Raw genomic sequence first — 23,193 nt, 5'->3', positions numbered from 1 at the left:
TGTCGCATTGCGGTCACATCGCGGAACGGGATGTTCTCAAAAAACCATTGGATTGTTCCAGCTAAATATAAAAAGTTGTACACATAAATGGTATTTGGCTGCTATGGCACCGGTTTATGTGGGAGCGAGCCTGCTCGCGAAAGCGTCGGTCGCCTCAACGCAAATTCGACCCTTGCCTATACTTCCCCTTCTATAACAAAAGTCATGACAAGAGGGCGACGCCATGGACCATCTCGTACTCACCGTATTCGCCCCGGACAAGCCCGGGCAGGTCGAGCGTATCGCCCAATGCATCGCCGAGCATGGCGGTAACTGGCTGGAAAGCCGCATGTCGCGGATGGCCGGGCAGTTTGCGGGCATTCTTCGGGTGGGCGTGCCAGCGGAGGCTTACGACGAATTAGTCGATTCCCTACAAGCACTGTCGACGCATGGCATCCGCGTATTGATTGCCGAGAGTGGTATCGAGCAGTCTTGCACCTGGAAACCGATCGCCATGGAGTTGGTGGGCAATGATCGTCCCGGCATCGTGCGCGACATCACCCGGCTGTTGAGCGAGCAAGGCGTCAACCTTGAGCGGCTGGTGACGGAAGTGCGCCCGGCACCGATGAGCAGTGAACCGCTGTTCCACGCTGAGGCGATTCTTGCAGTGCCACTGACCTTGTCGCTCGACGTCTTGCAGTCGCGCCTGGAAACCCTGGCCGACGATCTGATGGTCGAACTGGTGTTACGCACAGACGTTTAAGCGCTGACCGGGTTATCCAGTTTAAACGTGCACCTGCCTGTGGATAACCTGTAGAGACTGCCCGCATCGCCAGGCCCGCCGTGGCTTTACTGGAGTTGATCAAAAAACCGCCAACATTCAGTGACTTGCACACAAACGGCGGGGATCACGCTGTGGATAACCTTGGGAAGGAACGATGCAGGCCACGAGAACCGTGGCCTGTGAGGGTTTGTGCGTTTTTTGATCAGCTGCGCCGGCGCAAACTGATCACGGCATCGACGCTGTAAACGGCCAGACCGGCCCAAATGAAGATAAACGCGACTAACGTGCTCGACGACAAGTGCTCACCGAACAGCAACACCGCTTGCAGCAGCACCAGGGTCGGCGCCAGGTATTGCAGGAAGCCGATGGTGGTGTAAGGCAAGTGGCGCGTGGCGGCGTTGAAGCACACCAGCGGCACCAATGTCACCGGACCGGCCGCCACCAGCCACCAGGCTTGGGACGTGGTCCAGAACTCCGGTTGCGCACTGGTCGCGGTCTGGTTGAAGAGCAGCCAGGCAATCGCGATCGGCACCAGCATCCAGGTTTCCACCACCAGCCCCGGCAACGCTTTGACTGGCGCCTGTTTGCGGATCAGACCGTAGAAGCCGAACGTCAGCGCCAGCACCAGCGACACCCACGGCAGACTGCCGACCTGCCACACCTGTTGCGCCACGCCGACCGCTGCCAGACCGACCGCGATCCACTGCATCCGGCGCAAGCGTTCGCCAAGAATCAACATGCCCAAGAGCACGTTTACCAACGGGTTGATGTAGTAACCGAGACTCGCTTCAAGCATGCGCCCGTTGTTTACCGACCACACGTAGGTCAGCCAGTTGGCCGCGATCAGCGTTCCGCTCAAGGCCAGAATCGCCAGTCGCTTGGGATTGTCGAGCAACTCGCGCAACCAGCCCGGGTGTTTCCACACCATCAGCAACAGCGCACCAAACAGCGCCGACCACAACACCCGATGGATGATGATCTCGACCGCCGGAACCTCGGCGATGGCTTTGAAGTAGATCGGGAACAGGCCCCAGATGATGTAGGCACTCAGGCCCAGAATGTACCCGCGACGCGGGTTGGCGGCTTGCATGCAGAATCCTTGCTTAGGCAGCTAACAAAGGAGGGATTGTAAGGAGGTCGTATAGATGTGTCGTGTCAGAAAGCGAAAAGATCGCAGCCTTCGGCAGCTCCTACAGGGGAATGCGATCCATGTAGGAGCTGCCGAAGGCTGCGATCTTTTGATCTTTAATTCAGAACAACTTCAAAGGTTCTTCGTTAAGCGCTGATAGCTGCTCACGCAACGCCAGGACCTGATCACCCCAATAACGCTCGGTGCCGAACCACGGAAAGCTGTGCGGGAACGCCGGGTCATCCCAGCGCCGCGCGAGCCAGGCGCTGTAGTGCATCAGACGCAAGGCGCGCAGCGGTTCGATCAGCGCCAGCTCACGCGGGTCGAAGTCGTGAAACTCGTTGTAGCCATCCATCAACTCCGACAACTGCCCCAGGCATTCCTGGCGATCACCGGCGAGCATCATCCAGATGTCCTGTACCGCCGGGCCCATGCGGCAGTCGTCGAGGTCGACGATGTGGAACATTTCGTCGCGGCACATCATGTTGCCGGGGTGGCAGTCGCCGTGCATGCGGATGTTCTGGTGTGGCGTGTTGGCGTAGGCATCTTCCACGCGTTTAAGCAGGTCGCGGGCGACGGACTCGTAGGCCGGCAGCAGGCTTTTCGGAATGAAGTTGCCTTCCAGCAAGGTGTTCAGTGAGGCGTGGCCGAAGTTCTGCACGGCGAGGGCTTCACGGTGTTCGAACGGCTTGGTCGCGCCGACCGCGTGAATGCGCCCGAGCAACTGGCCGAGGCGATACAGCTGATCAAGATTGCCCGGCTCCGGCGCACGGCCGCCGCGCCGCGGGAACAGGGTGAAGCGGAAACCGGCATGCTCGTGCAGGGTTTCGCCGTTATGGATCAGCGGCGCCACGACCGGAATGTCGACGTCGGCCAGCTCGAAGGTGAACTTGTGTTCTTCGAGGATGGCTTCGTTGGTCCAGCGCTGCGGGCGATAGAACTTGGCGATCAGCGGTTCGGAGTCTTCGATGCCGACCTGATAGACGCGGTTTTCGTAGCTGTTGAGCGCCAGAATGCGTGCATCACTGAGGAAGCCGATGCTTTCAACGGCATCAAGCACGAGGTCGGGGGTGAGGGTTTCAAACGGGTGGGCCATGCTGACTCCTGCGCGCAGCAGGCTGCCGCGTCCGGCCCAGCATGGTAGCGCAGATGGCAGCGGGGGAGTTGGTTGGTGTCTGTGCTGACGCCATCGCGAGCAGGCTCACTCCCACAGGGGAACGCACGCATTCCAAATGTAGAAGTGAGCCTGCTCGCGATGAGGGCCTGTCAGGCGCCGACGATTCCACCATCCTCGCGAGTAATCGCCATCACCGAAGACCGCGGCTTGCCATTCGGCAAATGCTCAGGGAAGGTCGAACCACCGTTCTCCCCCGGATGCTGAATCCCGACAAACAGGGTTTTCTGATCCGGCGAGAAGCTGATGCCCGTCACTTCACAACCAATCGGCCCGACCATGAACCGACGAATTTCACCGGTCTTCGGATCGGCGCAAAGCATCTGGTTATTGCCCATCCCGGCAAAGTCCCCAGCGTTACTGGAGTCGCCATCGGTGAGAATCCACAAGCGTCCGGCCTTGTCGAAGCCCAAGCCATCCGGGCTGTTGAACATGTTCTGCGGGGTGATGTTCTTCGAGCCACCCTTCGGCGTTCCGGCATGTACGCCCGGATTGCCGGCGACCACAAACAGATCCCAGGCAAACGACTTCGACGCGTGATCGTCGCGGTCGGTGCGCCAGCGCAGGATCTGCCCGTAGACGTTCTTCTCGCGCGGGTTCGGTCCGCCCACCGGTTGCCCGTCCTCGCCGCGCTTGGCGTTGTTGGTCAGGGTGCAATAGACCTGGCCGTCCTTCGGGCTGACGACGATCCATTCCGGACGGTCCATGCGCGTTGCGCCAACCACGCTGGCGGCAAGGCGCGCATGGATCAGCACTTCAGCCTGATCGGCGAAACCGCTGCTGGCGTCGATGCCGTTTTTGCCGTGGGTCAGCTCGATCCACTGGCCCTGGCCTTTCGGGTGATCGGGGTTGCTGTCGCCGTTGTCGAATTTCGCTACGTACAAGGTGCCGTGGTCGAGGATGTCGCGGTTGGCCTTGGCGTTGCGGTGGTTGATGCGGTCGCGGCTGACGAATTTGTAGATGAATTCGCCACGCTCGTCGTCGCCCATGTACACCACGGCGCGACCGTCGTCGGTCTCGGCCAGGGCGGCGTTTTCATGTTTGAAGCGGCCCAGTGCCGTGCGTTTGACCGGAGTCGATTGCGGATCGAACGGATCGATCTCGACCACCCAGCCGTGACGGTTGAGTTCGTTGGGGTTTTTCGCCATGTCGAAGCGCGGATCGTACGGGTGCCAGTTGATCTCGCGGCTGGCGACCGAGACGCCGTAGCGCTTTTGCGCCGGGTCGAACTGCTGCTGGGCGTTGCTGCTGCCGAAGCAGTCGGTGAAGTTTTCTTCGCAGGTCAGGTAAGTGCCCCACGGCGTTTTACCGTTGGCGCAGTTCTGGAACGTGCCGAGGACTTTCTTGCCGTGCTTGTCGGCCGCGGTTTTCATCAGGTCATGACCGGCCGCCGGGCCGCTGATGCGCAGCGGCGAGTTGCCGTGAATGCGGCGGTTGTAACGCGAGCCTTGAACGAACTGCCACTGACCGTTCTTGCGCTGCACTTCGATCACCGACACGCCTTCGCAGGCCAGTGCCTTGCGCACGTCTTCGGCCGATTGCGGCATGCCGCCGTGCGGGTAGAGGTAGCGGTAGTTGGTGTATTCGTTGTTGATCGCCATCAACGCGCGATTGCGGTCGTCGGGGAAGGCGAACAGGCTCATGCCGTCGTTGTTGTCGCCGAACTGCACTTCCTGTGCGGCTGCGGTGCCGTTGCCGCTCGGGTCGAAGGCCGGGCCATTTTTCTGCAATGGCTGGCCCCAACTGATCAGCACCGAAGACTTGTAGCCTTTGGGCAGCGTGATGACATCGGTGGTCGCAGCGGGAATGCTCTCGAAACCGAGCAGGCGGCTGTTGCCGGCGCTGACGCCGGTGGCCAGCGCGCTGCGGCTCAACAGACTGCCACCGAGGAACATCGCCGCGCCGCACAGCGCACCGGCGCCGATGAAACCACGACGGCTGAGGCCGACCATCTTTTCCAGATCAGTGGATTGGTTTTCTTCTAATAGGCTCACATCAGGCTCCCTGCTTGGTTTTGGCAGCTACCTTAATGAGCGTCGATGACGCTTTCGTTGCAGCGCCTGATTACAGCGGCGTGCCGATCAGCACATTGGACGGCGAAAACTGCACCTGCACCGGTTGCTCGACGGTCAGCCCGCGCGTGCGCAAATCGAGCGGCTCAGCCAAGGCGCAGAGGGTATGGCCGTTGGGCAGGGTAATCCGTACTTCGCTGGGGCCGTCCTCGGCGTCGAGAATCGCTTCGATAGTGCCCTTCAGAAGATTGTGACCAGACGTTGCAGATTGCTCGGTGCCGAGCAATTCCAGCCAGCCGGCCTTGATCAGCGCCACCACTTCGGTACCGGTTTGTAGTTCCAGATGCACGGTGCTGTCGTGGGTGATCTGCGCGTCGAGGCACAGACCTTCGGCCAGTTCGAGGCGGATCAGGTCATTGCGGCCCTGCGCTTCGATCGCCACGACTTTGCCGTGCAACTGGTTGCGCGCGCTGGTTCTGAGCATCAAACGACCGAGCAGATCCAGATCGCTGGCATCTTCCGCCGCTTCCAGCACTTGGGCCTGCAAGGCTTGCAGCTTCTGATACAGGCGCAAAACGCGCTCGCCTTCGCTGGACAGTTTCGCGCCGCCGCCACCCTTGCCACCGACGGCACGCTCGACCAATGGTTTTTGCGCCAGATTGTTCAGCTCATCGATGGCATCCCACGCCGCTTTGTAACTCAGGCCGGCGCTTTTTGCGGCGCGGGTGATCGAGCCCTGTTCGGCGATGTGTTGCAGCAGGGCGATGCGCTGCGGACGGCGGACGATGTGCTGGGACAACAGGGACGGCATGGACATGGATGGGGTGCTTTTTTGCTGTGGCGGTGGACGTGGAAGTTGGCCGCTCGCAACGCGAGAGTCAAGCCGAACCCAAATCCATTGTAGGAGTGAGCCTGCTCGCGATGGCGGTGGATCAGTCAGCATAAATGTTGGCAATGATGACGCTATCGCGAGCAGGCTCATTCCCACAGGGGGATTGTGTCGACTTCAGCTTCCAGGCTTTGGCGTGCGCGCCAGGCAATAGACATCGACCCGCGCGGCGCCAGCGTTCATCAGCAACCGGGCGAGAGCCTGTGCGGTAGCGCCGGTGGTCAATACGTCATCAACCAGCGCGAGATGTCGGTTTTTTACCTGCGCATCCGGCATGAGGTCGAAGGCATTGCGCAGATTACGTTTACGCGATTTGGCGTCGAGCGACTGCTGGGCATCGGTGTCCTTGACTCGGCGCAGAACCGTTTCTTCACACGGCAGATCCAGCGACTCACTCAACCACCGCGCCAACATAGCTGCCTGGTTGAACCCGCGTTGACGCAGGCGTTTATTCGCCAGCGGTACCGGCAACAACGCATCAGGCCGTGGCAAACCCTCATCGAAGCGATGTTGCAGGTATTGCCCGAGAACGTCGGCGAGCAGGTGGCCAAACGGCCATTTTGCGTTGTGTTTAAAGCGCGTAATCAAACTGTCGACGGGGAAGCCATACTGCCACGGCACCACCACCAGTTCGAACGCCGGCGGCTCTAGCAGGCACTCGCCGCAGGTCAGGCCCGCGGCGAGGAGTGGCAAGGCGCAGGTCTGGCAGTGGTCGCCGAGCCAGGGCAGATCAGTTTCGCAAGCCACGCAAATTGGCATTTCTGCTTCTGCCGGCTCATCGCAAAGCAGGCAGGTTTGTACATTATTTAAACAGATGTAAACCGGTCCTTCGTATCGTGGTTGACAGCGCATGACTCTTCCTTAAATATGCCGAACATCCGTGTCGCGCCTGTGGGTATTCCATTCCCGCAGCCGCCAGCCAAGCATAACCAAGGAACTACCCATGAGCGCGAGCACCACCGCCACCCTGCGTCACGACTGGTCTCTGGCCGAAGTCAAAGCACTCTTCGTACAGCCATTCAACGACTTGCTGTTCCAGGCGCAAACGGTGCACCGCGCACATTTCAACGCCAACCGCGTTCAGGTTTCGACCCTGCTGTCGATCAAGACCGGCGCCTGCCCGGAAGACTGCAAGTACTGCCCGCAGTCCGGTCACTACAACACCGGCCTGGAAAAAGAAAAGCTGATGGAAGTGCAGAAGGTCCTCGAAGAGGCAGCACGCGCCAAGGCAATCGGCTCGACACGTTTTTGCATGGGCGCGGCGTGGAAGCATCCGTCGGCCAAAGACATGCCATACGTGCTGAAAATGGTTGAAGGCGTAAAGGCCATGGGCCTGGAAACCTGCATGACTCTTGGCCGTCTCGACCAGGACCAGACCGAAGCACTGGCCAAGGCCGGTCTCGATTACTACAACCACAACCTCGACACGTCGCCCGAGTTCTACGGCAGCATCATCACCACCCGTACTTACAGCGAGCGTCTGCAGACCCTGGCTTACGTGCGTGAGTCGGGAATGAAGATCTGCTCCGGCGGCATCCTCGGTATGGGTGAATCGCTGGATGACCGCGCCAATCTGCTGATCCAGTTGGCCAACCTGCCGGAGCATCCGGAATCGGTGCCGATCAACATGCTGGTGAAAGTCGCCGGTACGCCACTGGAAAACGCCGAAGACGTCGACCCGTTCGACTTCATCCGCATGCTCGCCGTGGCGCGCATCCTCATGCCGCAATCCCACGTGCGCCTGTCCGCCGGCCGCGAAGCGATGAACGAGCAGATGCAGGCCCTCGCATTCTTTGCTGGGGCCAACTCGATTTTCTACGGCGACAAGTTGCTGACCACCGCCAACCCGCAGGCGGACAAGGACATGCAACTGTTTGCGCGTCTGGGCATTCAGCCGGAAGCGCGTGAAGAGCATGCCGATGAGGTGCACCAGGCGGCGATCGAGCAGGCGCTGGTGGAGCAGAAGAGCAGCGAGCAGTTCTACAACGCCGCCGTCTGATCGCCATACGGATTCCATGTAGGAGCTGCCGAAGGCTGCGATCTTTTGATCTTGTCTTTTAAAAAACAACATCAAAAGATCGCAGCCTTCGGCAGCTCCTACACAGTCATTTTTCAGATGTGAGGCCTGCATGTCTTTCGATCTCGCCGCACGCCTTGCTGCCCGTCGTGCCGAAAACCTCTATCGCCAGCGACCGCTGCTCGAGTCCCCGCAGGGGCCGCAAGTGGTGGTCGACGGCAAACCGCTACTCGCGTTCTGCAATAACGATTACCTCGGTCTGGCCAATCACCCGCAAGTGATCGAAGCCTGGCGCGCCGGCGCTGAACGTTGGGGTGTCGGTGGTGGCGCCTCGCATCTGGTGATCGGCCACAGCGGCCCGCATCACGCACTGGAAGAAGCGTTGGCCGATCTCACCGGGCGTCCGCGTGCGCTGTTGTTCACCACCGGCTACATGGCCAATCTCGGCGCCGTCACGGCGCTGGTCGGGCAGGGCGATACGGTGCTGGAGGATCGGCTCAATCACGCCTCGTTACTGGATGCGGGTCTGTTGTCCGGCGCGCGTTTCAATCGCTATCTGCACAACGACGCGGTGAGCCTGGCCAAACGTCTGGAGAAAGCCACCGGCAATACGTTGGTCGTCACCGATGGCGTGTTCAGCATGGACGGCGACCTCGCTGATCTGCCGGCATTGGCCCGCGAAGCCAAGGCCAAAGGCGCGTGGCTGATGGTCGATGACGCTCACGGTTTCGGGCCGCTGGGTGCAAATGGCGGCGGGATTGTCGAGCATTTCGGTTTGAGTCAGGAGGACGTGCCGGTGCTGGTCGGCACCCTCGGTAAAGCGTTCGGCACCGCTGGCGCGTTCGTCGCGGGCAGCGAAGAGCTGATCGAAAGCCTGATCCAGTTCGCCCGTCCGTATATCTACACCACCAGTCAGCCACCGGCGCTGGCCTGCGCAACGCTGAAAAGTCTGGAGCTACTGCGCACTGAGCATTGGCGTCGAGAACATCTACAAACGCTGATCCGTCAGTTCCGCCATGGCGCCGAGCAGATTGGCCTGGAGTTGATGGACAGCTTCACGCCGATTCAGCCGATCATGATTGGCGATGCCGGGCGCGCCGTGCGGCTGTCGCAGATGTTGCGCGAGCGCGGCCTGATGGTCACGGCGATCCGCCCACCGACCGTGCCCGCCGGCAGCGCTCGCTTGCGCGTGACCCTGACCGCTGCCCACAGCGAGGCGCAGGTGCAGCTATTGTTAGAGGGACTGGCCGATTGCTTTGCCCAACTGTCGTCGGAGCCAAGCCATGCGTGATCGCCTGATTCTGCTGCCCGGTTGGGGCCTCGGTGTGTCGCCGATGGAGCCTCTGGCTGCGGCGTTGCAGGGGCTCGACGAACATCTGAAAGTCGACATCGAGCCGCTGCCGGAGCTGGATTCCAGCGATCTGCAAGACTGGCTCGAGGAACTCGATGAAAACATTCCTCAAGACGTCTGGCTCGGTGGCTGGTCGCTGGGCGGCATGCTTGCGTCCGAACTGGCGGCGCGCCGCGGCGAGCGTTGCTGCGGGTTGCTGACGCTGGCGAGCAATCCTTCTTTTATCGCCCATGAACAATGGCCGAACGCGATGCCGGGCGAAACGTTCGATGTGTTTCTCGCCGGTTGCCAGGCCGATCCGCGGATGACCCTCAAACGTTTTTCGCTGCTCTGTGCTCAGGGGGCGCAGGATCCGCGCGGCCTGTCGCGATTGATGTTGGGCGGCGCACCGCACACTGCGCCGACTGCATTGATGGCGGGACTGGAATTGCTCGCGCAGATGGACACACGCGAAGCCCTGCAAGCATTTCGCGGCCCGCAATTTCATCTGTTCGCGGGACAGGATGCCCTGGTCCCGGCGGAAGCGGCGGGGGCGTTGTTCGCCCTGTTGCCGGATATCGAAATAGGTCTGATCGAACAGGCCTGTCATGCGTTTCTTCTGGAAGACCCCCACGGACTGGCGGGCGCTATCCAGGCTTTTCTACACGAGTGCGGTGATGACTGATTTGTCTCTTGTGCTGCCTGGCGGCTTGCCTGACAAGCGTCAGGTCGCAGCCTCTTTTTCTCGCGCGGCGGCCAGTTACGACAGCGTCGCCGAGTTGCAACGTGATGTCGGTACACAATTGCTGCAGCGCTTGCCGGTGGATTTCGTACCAGCGCGCTGGCTGGATCTGGGCTGCGGCACGGGGTATTTCACCCGGGCGCTGGCCTCGCGTTTTGTTGAAGGCCATGGTCTGGCGCTGGATATCGCCGAAGGCATGCTTGAGCATGCGCGGCCACTGGGCGGTGCCGAGCATTTCATTGCTGGCGACGCGGAGCGGCTGCCGCTGCAGGAGTCGACCTGCGACCTGATTTTCTCAAGCCTCGCGGTGCAGTGGTGTGCGGATTTCGATGCAGTGCTCAGCGAAGCTTTTCGCGTGCTGAAACCGGGTGGGATTTTTGCGTTTGCTAGTCTTTGTGTAGGGACGCTGTTTGAGTTGCGCGACAGCTGGCGGCAAGTCGACGGGCTGGTGCACGTCAACCGCTTCCGCGAGTTCGCCCGTTATCAGCAATTGTGTGCGGCCAGTGGCTTGCGCACGCTGAGTCTGGAGAATCAACCACACGTGCTGCATTACCCGGATGTGCGCAGCCTGACCCATGAATTGAAATCCTTGGGCGCGCACAATCTGAACCCGGGGCGGCCGGGCGGTTTGACCGGGCGGGCGCGGATTCTCGGTTTGGTTGAAGCTTACGAGCAGTTCCGTGAGGCGTCGGGGTTGCCGGCGACTTATCAGGTGGTCTACGCCGTGTTGGAGAAACCCGTATGAGCGCAGCCTATTTCATCACCGGAACGGATACCGATGTCGGCAAGACCACCGTTGCCGCCGGGTTGCTGCATGCAGCTCGTTCGGCGGGCTTGAGTACGGCGGCGGGCAAACCGGTGGCGTCCGGGTGCGAAGTGACGCCCAAGGGGTTGCGCAATTCCGATGCGTTGGCGCTGTTGGCCGAATGTTCGCTGCCGCTGACTTATCAACAGGTCAATCCGGTAGCGTTCGAGCCGGCGATTGCTCCGCATCTGGCAGCGCGCGAGGCCGGTGTAGCGTTGACCGTGCAATCGTTGCTGGCGCCGATGCGTGAGATTCTGGCAATGAATGCCGATTTCACCTTGATCGAAGGCGCGGGCGGCTGGCGAGTGCCGCTGGCGGATCAGGATAATTTGTCGGATCTGGCGATTGCCTTGAAACTGCCGGTGATCCTGGTGGTAGGCGTGCGGCTGGGTTGCATCAGTCATGCCTTGCTGACGGCGGAAGCGATTGCCCGTGATGGGCTGCAGTTGGCCGGGTGGGTGGCGAATATCATCGATGCGAAGACTTCGCGGCTGGAAGAAAACCTCGCGACGTTGGCCGAGCGGATTCCGGCGCCGTGCCTGGGGCGCGTGCCGAAACTCAAGGCCTTGAGTGCAGAGGCGGTGGCCGATCATTTGCAACTGGATCTGCTCGACTAAGCTTTTCTCTATGGGCAGGCACTGTGCCATTAGTGTTTTTGACGGGTGTTTTTCTGACGCCTCTGCTTCAATGGCGCCATTGATCCTTCCCAAGGATGAGAACCGTTATGGAAATCTCCGGTAACACAGCTTTTTACGCAGGTCTGAGCTCGATTCAGAGCGGGCAGAACCGCGTCGATCAGGCGGCCAGCCAGATTGCCAATAATACGATTGAACGCTCGGTGACCAGCCAGTCTTCCGAAGTGCAGGTTGACCGTCTACGCGGTGTCGATCGTGCCCAGCAATCGGATCTGGCCAGCAATATGGTCGAGATGTCTCAGGGCAAGATCCAAGCGGAGCTGGGTGTGAAGGTCGCCAAAGCCTCCGACGAAGTGCTCGGTACGATCATCGACACCTTCGCCTGATTTTTCTGTCTTCTGCACGCTGAACGCCGCGACCTGTCGCGGCGTTTTTCATGGTAAGTCCTTCTCCCTCAACTAATCTTTTTTCAGCACCCGTGACTCGTGCGAGCTCATGGCGGTTTGCTGTGCCCTGCGTTTGAAAATTCTGATGACGAACGGCAAAAGATCGATGCTTGACAAGATTTCGGCGTAAACGTATGTTTCAAACAACTGTTTGACCGTCACAACAAATCAACACGGTCGTTCATTCCCGGTTACATCAGCAGAGGTTTATCGCTATGCCTGACTACAAGGCCCCCTTGCGTGATATTCGCTTCGTTCGTGACGAACTGCTCGGCTACGAAGCGCACTATCAGAGCCTTCCGGCTTGCGCAGACGCAACTCCGGACATGGTTGACGCCATTCTCGAAGAAGGCGCCAAGTTTTGTGAGCAGGTACTGGCACCGCTGAACCGCGTGGGCGACCTCGAAGGTTGCACCTGGAGCGAGTCCGGCGTGAAAACCCCGACTGGCTTCAAAGAGGCTTACAAGCAATTCGTCGAAGGCGGCTGGCCAAGCCTGGCTCACGACGTTGAGCACGGCGGCCAAGGCCTGCCGGAGTCGCTGGGTCTGGCCGTGAGCGAAATGGTTGGCGAAGCCAACTGGTCGTGGGGCATGTACCCAGGCCTGTCGCACGGCGCGATGAACACCATCTCCGAGCACGGCACTCCAGAGCAGCAAGAAGCCTATCTGACCAAACTGGTTTCCGGCGAATGGACCGGCACCATGTGCCTGACCGAACCGCACTGCGGCACCGACCTGGGCATGCTGCGCACCAAGGCCGAACCTCAGGCCGACGGCTCCTACAAAGTTTCCGGCACCAAGATCTTCATCTCGGCCGGTGAACACGATATGGCCGACAACATCGTCCATATCGTACTGGCCCGCCTGCCGGACGCACCGGCTGGCACCAAAGGCATCTCGTTGTTCATCGTTCCGAAATTCATGCCGAATGCTGATGGCACCGTCGGTGCACGCAACGCAGTGAGCTGCGGTTCGCTGGAACACAAGATGGGCATCCACGGCAACGCTACCTGCGTGATGAACTTCGACGGCGCCACCGGTTACCTGATTGGCCCGGCGAACAAAGGCCTGAACTGCATGTTCACCTTTATGAACACCGCACGACTGGGTACCGCGCTGCAAGGTTTGGCCCACGCCGAAATCGGTTTCCAGGGCGGTTTGAAATACGCTCGCGATCGTCTGCAAATGCGCTCCCTGACTGGCCCGAAAGCGCCGGACAAAGCTGCTGACCCGATCATCGTGCACCCGGATGTACGCCGCATGCTGTTGACCATGAAGGCGTTCGCCGAAGGCAACCGTGCGATGGTGTACTTCACCGCCAAACAGGTCGACATCGTCAAATACGGCGTCGATGAAGAAGAGAAAAAGAAAGCTGACGCACTGCTGGCCTTCATGACTCCGATCGCCAAAGCGTTCATGACCGAAGTCGGTTTCGAATCCGCTAACCACGGCGTACAGATCTACGGCGGCCACGGCTTCATCGCCGAGTGGGGCATGGAGCAGAACGTTCGCGACAGCCGCATTTCGATGCTGTACGAAGGCACCACCGGTATCCAGGCACTCGACCTGCTGGGCCGTAAAGTGCTGATGACTCAAGGCGAAGCCCTGAAAGGCTTCACCAAGATCGTCCACAAGTTCTGCCAGAACAACGAAGGCAACGAAGCCGTTGCAGAATTCGTCGCACCGCTGGCCGCGATCAACAAGGAATGGGGCGAGCTGACCATGAAGGTCGGTATGGCCGCCATGAAAGATCGCGAAGAAGTCGGTGCGGCTTCCGTGGACTACCTGATGTACTCCGGTTATGCCTGCCTGGCTTACTTCTGGGCCGACATGGCGCGTCTGGCTGCTGAAAAGCTGGCCGAAGGCACCGGCGACGCGGCGTTCTACACCGCCAAGCTGCAAACCGCGCGCTTCTACTTCCAGCGCATTCTGCCGCGTACCCGTACCCACGTGGCCACCATGCTGTCGGGCGCCAACAACCTGATGGACATGAAAGAAGAAGACTTCGCACTGGGCTACTAAGTCTTAGCGCGGTCTTTTGAAAACCGCTGCTCCTGTTAGGGGGCGGCGGTTTTTTTGTTAGTGAATCGCTCAGATAGTCGGGCTTCCGGCCGTTAAAGAGACAGTGTGTGATCTGGGTCACATTGTGTGGGCTTGGCCGCACTTTGCAGGCACAATGCCATCTCTTTGATATGACGGGTCGGAGCTTTACCCTTGCCGCGTTCTTCCGCTGTACGTTTCAGCCATTTCCTACCTTCACTGCTGTTGTTACTTGCGGGGTTGGCGGCTGCGTACGTCAAAGACCTCAGCGTGTTCTTCACGTCGCTGTTCAACGTGTTGCCGACTTTGGTGCTGTTGCTGGGCGGCGCTTATTGCGCGGTTTACCGGCGTCAGCGCGAACTGTTTCTGATGCTCACGGTGTACATCGCCTACTTTTTGCTCGACACCCAGACCGACTATTACCGCGACAACGGCAAGGTCCGCGAAGACGCTGCGGTGGTCTTCCATCTCGTCTGTTTATTGCTGCCGTTGTTGTTTGGGCTGTTTGCGGCGTGGCAGGAGCGCACGCATCTGTTTCAGGACATGGTCGCGCGCTTCGCCGTTTTGCTGGCCTTCGGCAGCGTGGCGCTGGGACTTGAACAAAGTTATCCCCAGGCGCTGCTGATCTGGCTGTCGGAGATCCGTTGGCCGGCGCTGCACGGCGCGTGGATGAGTCTGATTCAGCTGTCCTATCCGGTGTTTATTTCGGCGTTCCTGCTACTGGCCTGGCAATACTGGCGCAATCCGCGTCCGCTGCATGCGGCGCAATTGGTTGGCCTGCTCGGCGTGTTCTGGATGCTGCCGAAAACCTTCATCCTGCCGTTCACCCTGAACATCATGTGCAGCCAAGTGATGTTGATGATCGCCGCAGCGGTTGCGCACGAGGCTTATCAAATGGCCTTCCGCGACGAACTCACCGGTCTGCCGGGCCGTCGCGCGCTCAACGAACGCATGCAACGCCTTGGTCGCAACTACGTATTGGCGATGAGTGACGTCGATCACTTCAAAAAATTCAACGACACCCACGGCCACGATGTCGGTGACCAGGTGCTGCGATTAGTCGCCAGCAAACTGTCGAAAATCAGCGGTGGCGGTAGGGCGTATCGCTATGGCGGTGAGGAATTCGCCTTGGTGTTTGCAGGCAAAACCCTTGAGGAGTGTATGCCGCACCTTGAGGTGATCCGCGAGTCGATTGCGTCCTACAACATTCAGCTGCGCAATCAGGAAAACCGCCCGCAGGATGATCAGCAAGGTCGTCAGCGCCGCGCCGGCTCGGGTGCCTCCAGTGTGTCGGTGACGGTGAGCATCGGCGTCGCTGAACGAGTGGAGCAACGCAACCCGGAACAAGTGCTCAAGTCTGCCGACGAGGCACTCTACGCCGCTAAAGGCGCGGGGCGTAATTGCGTGATGGCCTACGGACAAAACCGCCGTGGCGCGGTGCGCATGGACGCTGCCGCAGGTTGAGTGATGACGGCGCATTCAGCGTCTGCACAGTGATTGTGGGGTGTGGGGGCCGGCAGTAGGTTGGAGAAAACTGCTGACGGAGAAGCCACCATGCCTGAGTACAAAGCTCCCCTGCGCGACATGCGCTTTCTGATCGACCACGTCTTCGACTTTCACAGCAACTACGCCGCCCTCGGCGCCCACGACGCCAGCCCGGACATGATCAACGCGATCCTTGAAGAAGGCGCGAAGTTCTGCGAGAACGTTCTGGCGCCGCTCAATCGCAGCGGTGACGAAGAGGGCTGCCATTTCGACAACGGTGTGGTGACAACGCCTACAGGCTTCAAGCAAGCCTTCGCACAATATGTCGAGGGCGGCTGGCACGGTCTGGCGGCGGATCCGACTTATGGCGGGCAGGGCTTGCCGAGTTCGCTGGGGCTGGTGATCAGCGAAATGGTCGGCTCCAGCAATACCTCTTGGGGCATGTACCCGGGCTTGACCCACGGCGCGATGTCGGCGATCCACGCTCACGGCAGCGCTGAGCAAAAAGACACCTACCTGAGCAAACTCACCGCCGGCCAGTGGACCGGCACCATGTGCCTGACCGAAGCCCACTGCGGCACCGACCTGGGCATCATCAAGACCCGCGCCGTGCCTCAGGCTGACGGCAGTTATGCGGTCACCGGCAGCAAGATTTTCATCTCCGCCGGCGAGCACGACATGAGCGATAACATCATCCATCTGGTGTTGGCCAAGTTGCCGGATGCGCCGGCCGGGACCAAAGGGATTTCGCTGTTTATCGTGCCGAAATTCTTGCCGAATGCGGCGGGTGAGGCAGGCGAGCGCAACGGCGTGTCCTGCGGTTCGATCGAACACAAGATGGGCATCAAGGCCTCGGCCACTTGCGTGCTCAACTTCGACGGCGCCAAGGGTTACCTGATCGGCGAGCCGAACAAGGGCCTGAACTGCATGTTCACCATGATGAACCACGCACGGCTCGGCACCGGGATGCAGGGTTTGTGTTTGGGTGAAGCGAGTTTCCAGGGCGCCATCAAATACGCCAACGACCGCTTGCAGATGCGTTCACTGACGGGCGCCAAAGCCCCGGACAAAGCCGCCGACCCGATCATCGTCCACCCGGACGTGCGGCGCATGTTGTTGACCATGAAAGCCTTTAACGAAGGCAATCGGGCGCTGACCTACTTCACCGCGCAGTTGCTCGATGTCGCGCATCTGAGCACTGATGCCGAAGCACGGCAGGAGGCCGAGGATTTGTTGGCGTTCCTCACGCCGATCTGCAAAGCGTTCATGACCGACACCGGCCTGGAAGTGACCAACCACGGCATGCAGGTATTCGGTGGCCACGGCTTCATTCGTGAATGGGGCATGGAACAGTTGGTTCGCGACTGTCGGATCGCGCCGATCTACGAGGGCACCAACGGTATTCAGGCGCTGGACCTGCTCGGGCGCAAGGTGTTGGGCAGTCAGGGTAAGTTGCTGCGCGGTTTCACCAAAATCGTCCATAAGTTCTGCGCGGCCAACGCTGAGCACCCGCAGCTGGGCAGTTTCGTTGCGCAGCTCAATGAGCTGAACCAGCAGTGGGGCGACCTGACCATGAAGGTCGGCATGGCGGCCATGAAGAACGCGGATGAAGTGGGCGCGGCGTCGGTGGATTACCTGATGTACAGCGGTTACATCATTCTCGGTTATCTGTGGTTGCGCATGGCGTTGGTGGCGCAGGCGCAGCTGGAGGCGGGCGAGGGTGAGGCGGATTACCTGCGCGGGAAATTGGCGACGTGCGAGTTCTACTTCAAGCGTTTGTTGCCGCGTACGGCGGCGCATCGGGCGGCGATCGAGGCGGGGAGTGATTGCCTGATGAAACTGTCTGCGGAGTTGTTTGCACTTTAGAGAAGATAAAAAGATCGCAGCCTTCGGCAGTTCCTACAGGGAATCGGGCGTTGTCGAGGCTGCGATTTTTTGTGGTGACTAAAAATAACAAATCAGTCACCGGTTGACCCTATGTGTCGCAAAAGTTGTTGAGGTACACTCGGGCTCAGAAAACATCATTCCACGAATCACCTGTTTAGATCTTGCGAGGTTTGCCATGGCTGACTACAAAGCGCCGCTGCGCGATATGCGCTTCGTCCTCAATGAAGTGTTCGAAGTCGCCAAACTCTGGGCCGAACTGCCGGCGCTGGCTGAGACTGTCGACGCCGAAACCGTTGAAGCCATTCTCGAAGAGGCCGGCAAGGTCACCAGCAAAAGCATCGCGCCGCTGAGCCGTGCCGCTGACGAAGAAGGCTGTCACTGGGCCGACGGCGCCGTCACCACTCCAGCCGGTTTTCCACAGGCTTATCAGACTTACGCCGAGGGCGGCTGGGTTGGCGTCGGTGGCGATCCGCAATACGGCGGCATGGGCATGCCCAAAGCCGTATCGGCGCAGGTTGAAGAAATGGTCAACTCCGCCAGCCTGTCGTTCGGTCTGTACCCGATGCTGACCGCTGGCGCCTGCCTTTCGATCAACGCCCATGCCAGCGAAGAGCTGAAAGCCGCGTACCTGCCGAACATGTATGCCGGCGTCTGGGCCGGCTCCATGTGCCTGACCGAGCCGCACGCCGGCACCGACCTGGGGATTATTCGGACAAAAGCCGAGCCTCAGGCCGACGGTTCCTACAAAGTCAGCGGCACCAAAATCTTCATTACCGGTGGCGAACACGATCTCACCGAAAACATCATTCATCTGGTGTTGGCGAAACTGCCGGACGCCCCGGCGGGTCCGAAAGGCATTTCGCTGTTCCTGGTGCCGAAGTTCATGGTCAATGCCGACGGCAGTCTGGGCGCACGCAATCCGGCGAACTGCGGTTCGATCGAACACAAGATGGGCATTCAGGCGTCCGCGACCTGCGTGATGAACTTCGACGAAGCCGTGGGTTATCTGGTTGGCGAGCCGAACAAAGGCCTGGCCGCGATGTTCACCATGATGAACTACGAGCGCCTCGGCGTCGGCATCCAAGGCCTGGCCACCGGCGAGCGTTCGTATCAGAACGCCGTTGAATACGCCCGCGACCGTCTGCAAAGCCGTTCGCCGACCGGCGCGCAGAACAAAGACAAAGTCGCTGACCCGATCATCGTCCACCCGGATGTGCGGCGCATGCTGCTGACCATGAAAGCCTCGAACGAAGGCGGCCGTGCGTTCTCCACCTACGTGGCGATGCAACTCGACACCGCCAAGTTCAGCGAAGACGCCACCACCCGCAAGCGTGCAGAAGATCTGGTCGCGTTGCTGACGCCGGTAGCCAAGGCATTCCTCACCGACCTGGGTCTGGAAACCACCGTGCACGGCCAGCAGATTTTCGGCGGCCACGGCTACATCCGCGAATGGGGCCAGGAGCAACTGGTGCGCGACGTGCGTATCACTCAGATCTACGAAGGCACCAACGGCATTCAGGCGCTGGACCTGGTCGGTCGTAAGATCGTCGGCAGTGGCGGCGCGTTCTACAAGCTGTTCGCCGACGAGATCCGCCATTTCACCGCGACAGCCAGTGCCGATCTGGGCGAATTCACCAAACCGCTGAACGATGCCGTCGACACGCTCGACGAGCTGACCTCGTGGTTGCTGGATCGGGCAAAAAACAACCCGAACGAAATTGGCGCGGCTTCGGTCGAATATTTGCAAGCATTCGGATACACGGCGTATGCCTACATGTGGGCATTGATGGCCAAAGCTTCGCTGGGCAAAGAAGTGCAAGACGATTTCTATGCCAGCAAACTGGGCACTGCGCGCTTCTATTTCGCCCGCTTGCTCCCGCGGATTCACTCGTTGAGTGCGTCAGTAAAGGCCGGTAGCGAGTCGCTGTTCCTGCTGGATGCAGCGCAATTCTGATGCGATGACGTCATGTAAGCATTCTCTTACATGACGTGCTGCTGTTCTCCCATAGGCGAAGATTGGATCCACAGCTAATCTACATTTCATGGACGTCGCGCAGGAAGCGCAAAGCAACAACACGGACACGTAGGATTCTGCCAGGGTGGCGGAGTGAAATGGATGTCAGGGAAACAGTCTGCAAAGCCCCGCTTCGGCGGGGTTTTCTTTTGCCTGAAGAAAAGTGCTCAGACCAAAGGATCGAGCGGCGGCTTTACTTCTCGCTCCATCACTTCTTCCAGCAACGTCCGCAACAGCGCCAAAGAGGCCTGCTGGCGCTGCACATCGCGACACACCAGGCCAACCTTCAGCGGCACGCGCGGTTCGCTCAGCGGTTTCCACAACAGATCCTGATCGTCGTATTCCTTCTGCGAACGCCCCGGCAGCACTGTCGCCAGTTTGGTGTGTGGAAGGCTGTCGAGAATACCCACCATATTGTTCAACTCGGCTTGTACCTGCGGACGGCGCCCGAGGGCGGTCAGTTGCGCCTGCCATATCTGGCGGATCTGGAACTCTTCGCCCAGCAGCAACATCGGCAATTCGGCAGCCTGACGCATCGAGACTTTCTTGAATTCACGCAATGGATGATCCGCCGGGATGACCAGCGTCAGCTCATCTTCGTAAAGCATCACACCGTGCAGGCCCGGTTGGCGCGGCGGCAGGTAACTGATGCCGATGTCCAAAGAACCGTTGAGCAGCCGCCGTTCGATCTCAAGTCCGGTCAATTCATAGATCTGCACCACCAGATGTGGCTGTGCCTTGCGCACCCGCTCAAGCATTTGCGGGACCAGACTGGTGTGCACCGTTTGCAGCACGCCGATCGCCAGCGTGCGCAAGGCCTGGCCCTTGAAGTTGCCCAGCGCCTCGCGCGCCCGTTGCAAGCCATCGAGCAGCGGCAACGCATGGTTGTACAACGTGTGCGCGGCGAGGGTCGGCAGCAGGCGCTTGCTGCTGCGCTCGAACAAGGTGACGTCGAGGTTCTGTTCGAGCTGGCGGATCTGCTGCGACAGCGCCGGTTGCGAGATCGACAGGCGCTCGGCGGCGCGGCCAACATGACCTTCTTCGTAGACCGCGACGAAATAACGCAGTTGTTTGAAATCCATAAGTAATGCTTATCGAAAATGCTGGTAAATCGAAATGGCCCGAAGCCGTCAGTAAGCCTAGTCTAACCGCATTCACAAGGCTTACAGGGCCAGAAAGCGCGATGAATAGCGATCGCTTCGACAGTGTTTGCATAGGCAGTTCAAAAAACCTCGAACGAGGGTTTTTTCAATGAATCTGTTCAGTTTGCGGCGCCAGACGCCGAGTCTTGATGACCTCGCTTTCGAGGCCAACCCTTCAGACATCAGCGAAAGTCTCAGCGCCGAGCGCCTGATGCCTAGCGTCGAACGGCCGCAACAGGTGTTTGTCCGTGGTCAGGGGTCGTGGCTGTGGGGCAGTAACGACCGCGCGTATCTCGACTTTTCTCAGGCCGGCGGCGCCAACAGCCTCGGCCACAGCCCGTCGGCGCTGGTCAAAGCCATCAGCAGTCAGGCGCAGGCGCTGATCAATCCCGGCTTCAATCTGCACAATCGAGGCATGCTCAGCCTTGCCGAGCGTCTGTGCGCCGCTACCTCCAGCGATCAGGCCTACCTGCTCAACAGCGGCAGCGAAGCCTGTGAAGCGGCGATCAAACTCGCGCGCAAATGGGGGCAGCTGCATCGCGGCGGCGCCTCGCGGATCATTGTCGCGAAGCAGGGTTGTCACGGTCGCAGTCTGGCGACGATTTCCGCCTCCGACAGCTGCAACCTGCACAACCGTTTTGCGCCGTTGCTGCCGGGGTTTGATCTGGTGCCGTTCAACGACTTGCCGGCCCTGCACGCCGCGGTCGATGCGCAAACCGTCGCGATCATGCTGGAGCCGATTCAAAGCGATGCCGGCGTTATTCCGGCCACTGAACATTACCTCAAGGGTGTCGAACGACTCTGTCGTGAACTGGGCATTCTCTTGATCCTCGACGAAGTGCAAACCGGTATCGGCCGCTGCGGCACTCTGCTCGCGGAACAGTCCTACGGCGTGCGCGCCGATATCGTCGTGCTCGGCAAAGGACTTGGCGGCGGTGTGCCATTGGCGGCGCTGCTGGCGCGGGGCAAAGCGTGCTGTTTCGAGGCCGGCGAACTGGGCGGCACCCATCACGGCAATGCATTGATGACGGCGGCCGGTCTGGTAGTGCTCGACAGCGTGCACGACCGCAGTTTCCTCCAGCAGGTCAACGACAACGGCCAGTACCTGCGCGAAGGCCTGGTCCGATTGGCACACCGCTATTACCACGGCGAACTGCGCGGTCAAGGCCTCTTCTTCGGACTGACCCTGTCAGACGATTCCGCAGAGGCCGTGGTCCACGCCGCCCTGCACGAAGGCCTGCTGCTCAATGCGCCGCAAGCCAACTGCCTGCGTTTCACCCCGGCCCTCACCGTCAGCAAAACCAACATCGATGAAATGCTCCTGCGCCTAGGCCGCTCCTTCTCGCGAGTGCGCACCGCGCAACTGCAATGCCGCAAAGGGATTGCCGTCTGAGCTGAAGTTTCCCACCCGATTTCCAGAACCGTCTCGCGGTATAACGCACGCCCCACGCCTGATTCTTTTGGCGTGGGGCGTTTTTTTTGTGGCCGGGTTTTGCAGTTGGCGTTTAGTGCTTGAGAGTTCGTTGTGCGAATGGTTTTTTAGAAAGTCCCTGCAGGGAATGCGGGGGCAGACCGATCGATATTTTCGAGACGGATGGCTTTGTAATCTATACCACTGGGTGGTATGTTTTTTGGAAGGGATACCGATGTCATTCAGGCTGTTCAAAACCAAGGGTTTTGCGATACGAGCCGGCAAGGCTTGGATCAGCGACGCGGAGCTCCGGGAAGCATTTTGCGAGATGCTTGAAGGTCAGGCTGACGATCTTGGTGGTGGCGTCTGGAAGAAGCGGTTGAACGCCAACCGTCATCGTTCGATTGTTTTGGCTAAGGGCGGGCGTTACTGGATCTATCAAGTGCTGTTCGCCAAGAAAGATCAGAGCAACATCACAACATCCGAATTGAAGGATTTACGAAAGTTAGCCAAAACCTATGCTCAACTGACCGAGGAGCAGATCCGGGATTTGTTGGCAATGAAGGAGTTTGTGGAGATATTTCATGAGTAAGAAATTCAAAAGTGAAGTTTTTGAATCGATACACGAATCAGCCAGCGCTCTACTGGCTGTCGGAGCAATCAGCAAGGCAACAATGCGGGAGTTTGATGAGTCGTGTCTGGCAACGGTTCCTGAAGCGATCCCGGCGGAACAGATCAAGGCTCTGCGCGAACGCAATAACGTCAGCCAGCCGGTATTCGCTCGCTACTTGAACACTAGCGCGTCGACAGTCAAACAATGGGAGTCGGGAGACAAACACCCCAGCGGAATGGCGCTGAAGTTACTGAGCATCGTGCAGAAGCACGGACTGCAAATTCTTAGCTGAGCTATCAGTTTGATACCGACACTGTGATTAGCACTGAACCCTGACGAACGGCGCGGGTCGATTAGCTTGTATGGCTCAAATGAGCCAACCCCCATACAGGAGCTGCCCCATGGATTTCATTCGCATCATCATCGCTATTCTGTTGCCACCACTGGGCGTGTTTCTGCAGGTCGGATTTGGCGGGGCGTTCTGGTTGAACATTCTGCTGACGTTGTGCGGGTATATTCCGGGGATCGTGCATGCGGTGTATATCATCGCCAAGCGCTGAGTCAGCGGCATAAACCTGTAGGAGCTGCGCCACGCTGCGATCTTTTGATTTTAATTCGAGGATCAGGATCAAAAGATCGCAGCGTGCCGCAGCTCCTACA

Annotated in this window: 21 protein-coding genes; 15 read left to right on the top strand and 6 right to left on the bottom strand. The window is 59.5% G+C overall.

Annotation, left to right across the window (positions count from 1 at the left end):
• The first annotated feature begins 223 nt into the window (after positions 1-223).
• Positions 224-742 (top strand): glycine cleavage system protein R, encoded by a 519-nt coding sequence (locus CKW38_RS10845; RefSeq protein ID WP_007910018.1) that lies wholly within the window; start codon positions 224-226, stop codon positions 740-742.
• Positions 743-965: 223 nt separating this feature from the next.
• Here CKW38_RS10845 and rarD read toward each other — a convergent pair whose 3' ends face one another.
• From rarD to CKW38_RS10820, 5 genes are all read right to left on the bottom strand, one after another.
• On the bottom strand, positions 966-1,853 hold the full coding sequence (rarD, locus tag CKW38_RS10840) for an EamA family transporter RarD (RefSeq protein ID WP_007910020.1): 888 nt from the start codon (positions 1,851-1,853) through the stop codon (positions 966-968).
• Between the two features lie 160 nt (positions 1,854-2,013).
• Positions 2,014-2,988, bottom strand: coding sequence for a serine/threonine protein kinase (locus CKW38_RS10835; protein WP_007910023.1), 975 nt, complete (start codon positions 2,986-2,988; stop codon positions 2,014-2,016).
• A 170-nt stretch (positions 2,989-3,158) separates the two neighbouring features.
• A complete protein-coding gene (locus CKW38_RS10830; RefSeq protein ID WP_007910026.1) occupies positions 3,159-5,060 on the bottom strand; it encodes a PhoX family phosphatase in 1,902 nt (633 codons plus the stop codon).
• Positions 5,061-5,130: 70 nt separating this feature from the next.
• Positions 5,131-5,895: a TOBE domain-containing protein gene (locus CKW38_RS10825; RefSeq protein ID WP_095112728.1), complete on the bottom strand. Its 765-nt coding sequence runs from the start codon at positions 5,893-5,895 to the stop codon at positions 5,131-5,133.
• A gap of 189 nt (positions 5,896-6,084) precedes the next feature.
• Entirely contained in the window at positions 6,085-6,819 is a 735-nt protein-coding gene (locus CKW38_RS10820) for a ComF family protein (RefSeq protein ID WP_095112727.1), read from the bottom strand.
• Positions 6,820-6,910: 91 nt separating this feature from the next.
• Between CKW38_RS10820 and bioB the strand changes: the two genes are divergently transcribed.
• The 10 genes from bioB to CKW38_RS10770 all read left to right on the top strand — a co-directional run bounded on the left by bioB (position 6,911) and on the right by CKW38_RS10770 (position 19,307).
• The gene (gene bioB / locus CKW38_RS10815) at positions 6,911-7,966 is read left to right on the top strand and encodes a biotin synthase BioB (RefSeq protein WP_095112726.1); all 1,056 of its coding nucleotides are present in this window, start codon (positions 6,911-6,913) and stop codon (positions 7,964-7,966) included.
• A 130-nt stretch (positions 7,967-8,096) separates the two neighbouring features.
• Positions 8,097-9,275: an 8-amino-7-oxononanoate synthase gene (gene bioF, locus CKW38_RS10810; RefSeq protein WP_095112725.1), complete on the top strand. Its 1,179-nt coding sequence runs from the start codon at positions 8,097-8,099 to the stop codon at positions 9,273-9,275.
• Positions 9,268-9,999, top strand: a complete 732-nt coding sequence (locus CKW38_RS10805; protein WP_095112724.1) for an alpha/beta fold hydrolase — start codon at positions 9,268-9,270, stop codon at positions 9,997-9,999. The genes bioF and CKW38_RS10805 overlap by 8 nt, the downstream gene beginning before the upstream one ends.
• On the top strand, positions 9,992-10,801 hold the full coding sequence (gene bioC / locus CKW38_RS10800) for a malonyl-ACP O-methyltransferase BioC (protein WP_095112723.1): 810 nt from the start codon (positions 9,992-9,994) through the stop codon (positions 10,799-10,801). Before CKW38_RS10805 ends, bioC begins: the two co-directional genes overlap by 8 nt.
• Positions 10,798-11,478 (top strand): dethiobiotin synthase, encoded by a 681-nt coding sequence (gene bioD, locus CKW38_RS10795; RefSeq protein ID WP_007910044.1) that lies wholly within the window; start codon positions 10,798-10,800, stop codon positions 11,476-11,478. The genes bioC and bioD overlap by 4 nt, the downstream gene beginning before the upstream one ends.
• A 107-nt stretch (positions 11,479-11,585) precedes the next feature.
• Positions 11,586-11,882, top strand: coding sequence for a hypothetical protein (locus tag CKW38_RS10790; protein WP_007910046.1), 297 nt, complete (start codon positions 11,586-11,588; stop codon positions 11,880-11,882).
• Positions 11,883-12,157: 275 nt separating this feature from the next.
• A complete protein-coding gene (locus CKW38_RS10785; protein WP_095112722.1) occupies positions 12,158-13,963 on the top strand; it encodes a phenylacyl-CoA dehydrogenase in 1,806 nt (601 codons plus the stop codon).
• Positions 13,964-14,155: 192 nt separating this feature from the next.
• Positions 14,156-15,445 (top strand): GGDEF domain-containing protein, encoded by a 1,290-nt coding sequence (locus CKW38_RS10780; protein ID WP_007910051.1) that lies wholly within the window; start codon positions 14,156-14,158, stop codon positions 15,443-15,445.
• 90 nt (positions 15,446-15,535) lie between these two features.
• The gene (locus CKW38_RS10775) at positions 15,536-17,332 is read left to right on the top strand and encodes an acyl-CoA dehydrogenase C-terminal domain-containing protein (protein WP_095112721.1); all 1,797 of its coding nucleotides are present in this window, start codon (positions 15,536-15,538) and stop codon (positions 17,330-17,332) included.
• Between the two features lie 196 nt (positions 17,333-17,528).
• Positions 17,529-19,307, top strand: coding sequence for an acyl-CoA dehydrogenase C-terminal domain-containing protein (locus tag CKW38_RS10770; RefSeq protein WP_095112720.1), 1,779 nt, complete (start codon positions 17,529-17,531; stop codon positions 19,305-19,307).
• A gap of 227 nt (positions 19,308-19,534) precedes the next feature.
• Here the strand turns inward: CKW38_RS10770 and CKW38_RS10765 are convergent, their stop codons facing one another.
• A complete protein-coding gene (locus tag CKW38_RS10765; protein WP_007910057.1) occupies positions 19,535-20,449 on the bottom strand; it encodes a LysR family transcriptional regulator in 915 nt (304 codons plus the stop codon).
• Positions 20,450-20,618: 169 nt separating this feature from the next.
• Between CKW38_RS10765 and CKW38_RS10760 the strand changes: the two genes are divergently transcribed.
• From CKW38_RS10760 to CKW38_RS10745, 4 genes are all read left to right on the top strand, one after another.
• On the top strand, positions 20,619-21,902 hold the full coding sequence (locus CKW38_RS10760; RefSeq protein WP_095112719.1) for an aspartate aminotransferase family protein: 1,284 nt from the start codon (positions 20,619-20,621) through the stop codon (positions 21,900-21,902).
• Positions 21,903-22,155: 253 nt separating this feature from the next.
• Positions 22,156-22,512, top strand: a complete 357-nt coding sequence (locus CKW38_RS10755) for a type II toxin-antitoxin system RelE/ParE family toxin (RefSeq protein ID WP_095112718.1) — start codon at positions 22,156-22,158, stop codon at positions 22,510-22,512.
• Positions 22,505-22,825: a DNA-binding transcriptional regulator gene (locus tag CKW38_RS10750; protein WP_007910062.1), complete on the top strand. Its 321-nt coding sequence runs from the start codon at positions 22,505-22,507 to the stop codon at positions 22,823-22,825. The genes CKW38_RS10755 and CKW38_RS10750 overlap by 8 nt, the downstream gene beginning before the upstream one ends.
• 109 nt (positions 22,826-22,934) lie before the next feature.
• On the top strand, positions 22,935-23,093 hold the full coding sequence (locus tag CKW38_RS10745; protein WP_003228885.1) for a YqaE/Pmp3 family membrane protein: 159 nt from the start codon (positions 22,935-22,937) through the stop codon (positions 23,091-23,093).
• Positions 23,094-23,193: the final 100 nt, after the last annotated feature.

Source organism: Pseudomonas sp. Irchel 3H7 (genome assembly GCF_900187605.1).
Lineage (GTDB): Bacteria > Pseudomonadota > Gammaproteobacteria > Pseudomonadales > Pseudomonadaceae > Aquipseudomonas.
This window is presented reverse-complemented; position numbering and strand designations above follow the sequence as displayed.

Excerpts from the sequence above, each read along its gene's own strand:
- CKW38_RS10845 (WP_007910018.1), top strand. The coding sequence starts at position 224 with ATGGACCATCTCGTACTCACCGTATTCGCCCCGGACAAGCCCGGGCAG.
- rarD (WP_007910020.1), bottom strand. The coding sequence starts at position 1,853 with ATGCAAGCCGCCAACCCGCGTCGCGGGTACATTCTGGGCCTGAGTGCC.
- CKW38_RS10835 (WP_007910023.1), bottom strand. The coding sequence starts at position 2,988 with ATGGCCCACCCGTTTGAAACCCTCACCCCCGACCTCGTGCTTGATGCC.
- CKW38_RS10825 (WP_095112728.1), bottom strand. The coding sequence starts at position 5,895 with ATGTCCATGCCGTCCCTGTTGTCCCAGCACATCGTCCGCCGTCCGCAG.
- CKW38_RS10820 (WP_095112727.1), bottom strand. The coding sequence starts at position 6,819 with ATGCGCTGTCAACCACGATACGAAGGACCGGTTTACATCTGTTTAAAT.
- bioB (WP_095112726.1), top strand. The coding sequence starts at position 6,911 with ATGAGCGCGAGCACCACCGCCACCCTGCGTCACGACTGGTCTCTGGCC.
- bioF (WP_095112725.1), top strand. The coding sequence starts at position 8,097 with ATGTCTTTCGATCTCGCCGCACGCCTTGCTGCCCGTCGTGCCGAAAAC.
- CKW38_RS10805 (WP_095112724.1), top strand. The coding sequence starts at position 9,268 with ATGCGTGATCGCCTGATTCTGCTGCCCGGTTGGGGCCTCGGTGTGTCG.
- bioC (WP_095112723.1), top strand. The coding sequence starts at position 9,992 with ATGACTGATTTGTCTCTTGTGCTGCCTGGCGGCTTGCCTGACAAGCGT.
- bioD (WP_007910044.1), top strand. The coding sequence starts at position 10,798 with ATGAGCGCAGCCTATTTCATCACCGGAACGGATACCGATGTCGGCAAG.
- CKW38_RS10790 (WP_007910046.1), top strand. The coding sequence starts at position 11,586 with ATGGAAATCTCCGGTAACACAGCTTTTTACGCAGGTCTGAGCTCGATT.
- CKW38_RS10785 (WP_095112722.1), top strand. The coding sequence starts at position 12,158 with ATGCCTGACTACAAGGCCCCCTTGCGTGATATTCGCTTCGTTCGTGAC.
- CKW38_RS10775 (WP_095112721.1), top strand. The coding sequence starts at position 15,536 with ATGCCTGAGTACAAAGCTCCCCTGCGCGACATGCGCTTTCTGATCGAC.
- CKW38_RS10770 (WP_095112720.1), top strand. The coding sequence starts at position 17,529 with ATGGCTGACTACAAAGCGCCGCTGCGCGATATGCGCTTCGTCCTCAAT.
- CKW38_RS10765 (WP_007910057.1), bottom strand. The coding sequence starts at position 20,449 with ATGGATTTCAAACAACTGCGTTATTTCGTCGCGGTCTACGAAGAAGGT.
- CKW38_RS10760 (WP_095112719.1), top strand. The coding sequence starts at position 20,619 with ATGAATCTGTTCAGTTTGCGGCGCCAGACGCCGAGTCTTGATGACCTC.
- CKW38_RS10755 (WP_095112718.1), top strand. The coding sequence starts at position 22,156 with ATGTCATTCAGGCTGTTCAAAACCAAGGGTTTTGCGATACGAGCCGGC.
- CKW38_RS10750 (WP_007910062.1), top strand. The coding sequence starts at position 22,505 with ATGAGTAAGAAATTCAAAAGTGAAGTTTTTGAATCGATACACGAATCA.
- CKW38_RS10745 (WP_003228885.1), top strand. The coding sequence starts at position 22,935 with ATGGATTTCATTCGCATCATCATCGCTATTCTGTTGCCACCACTGGGC.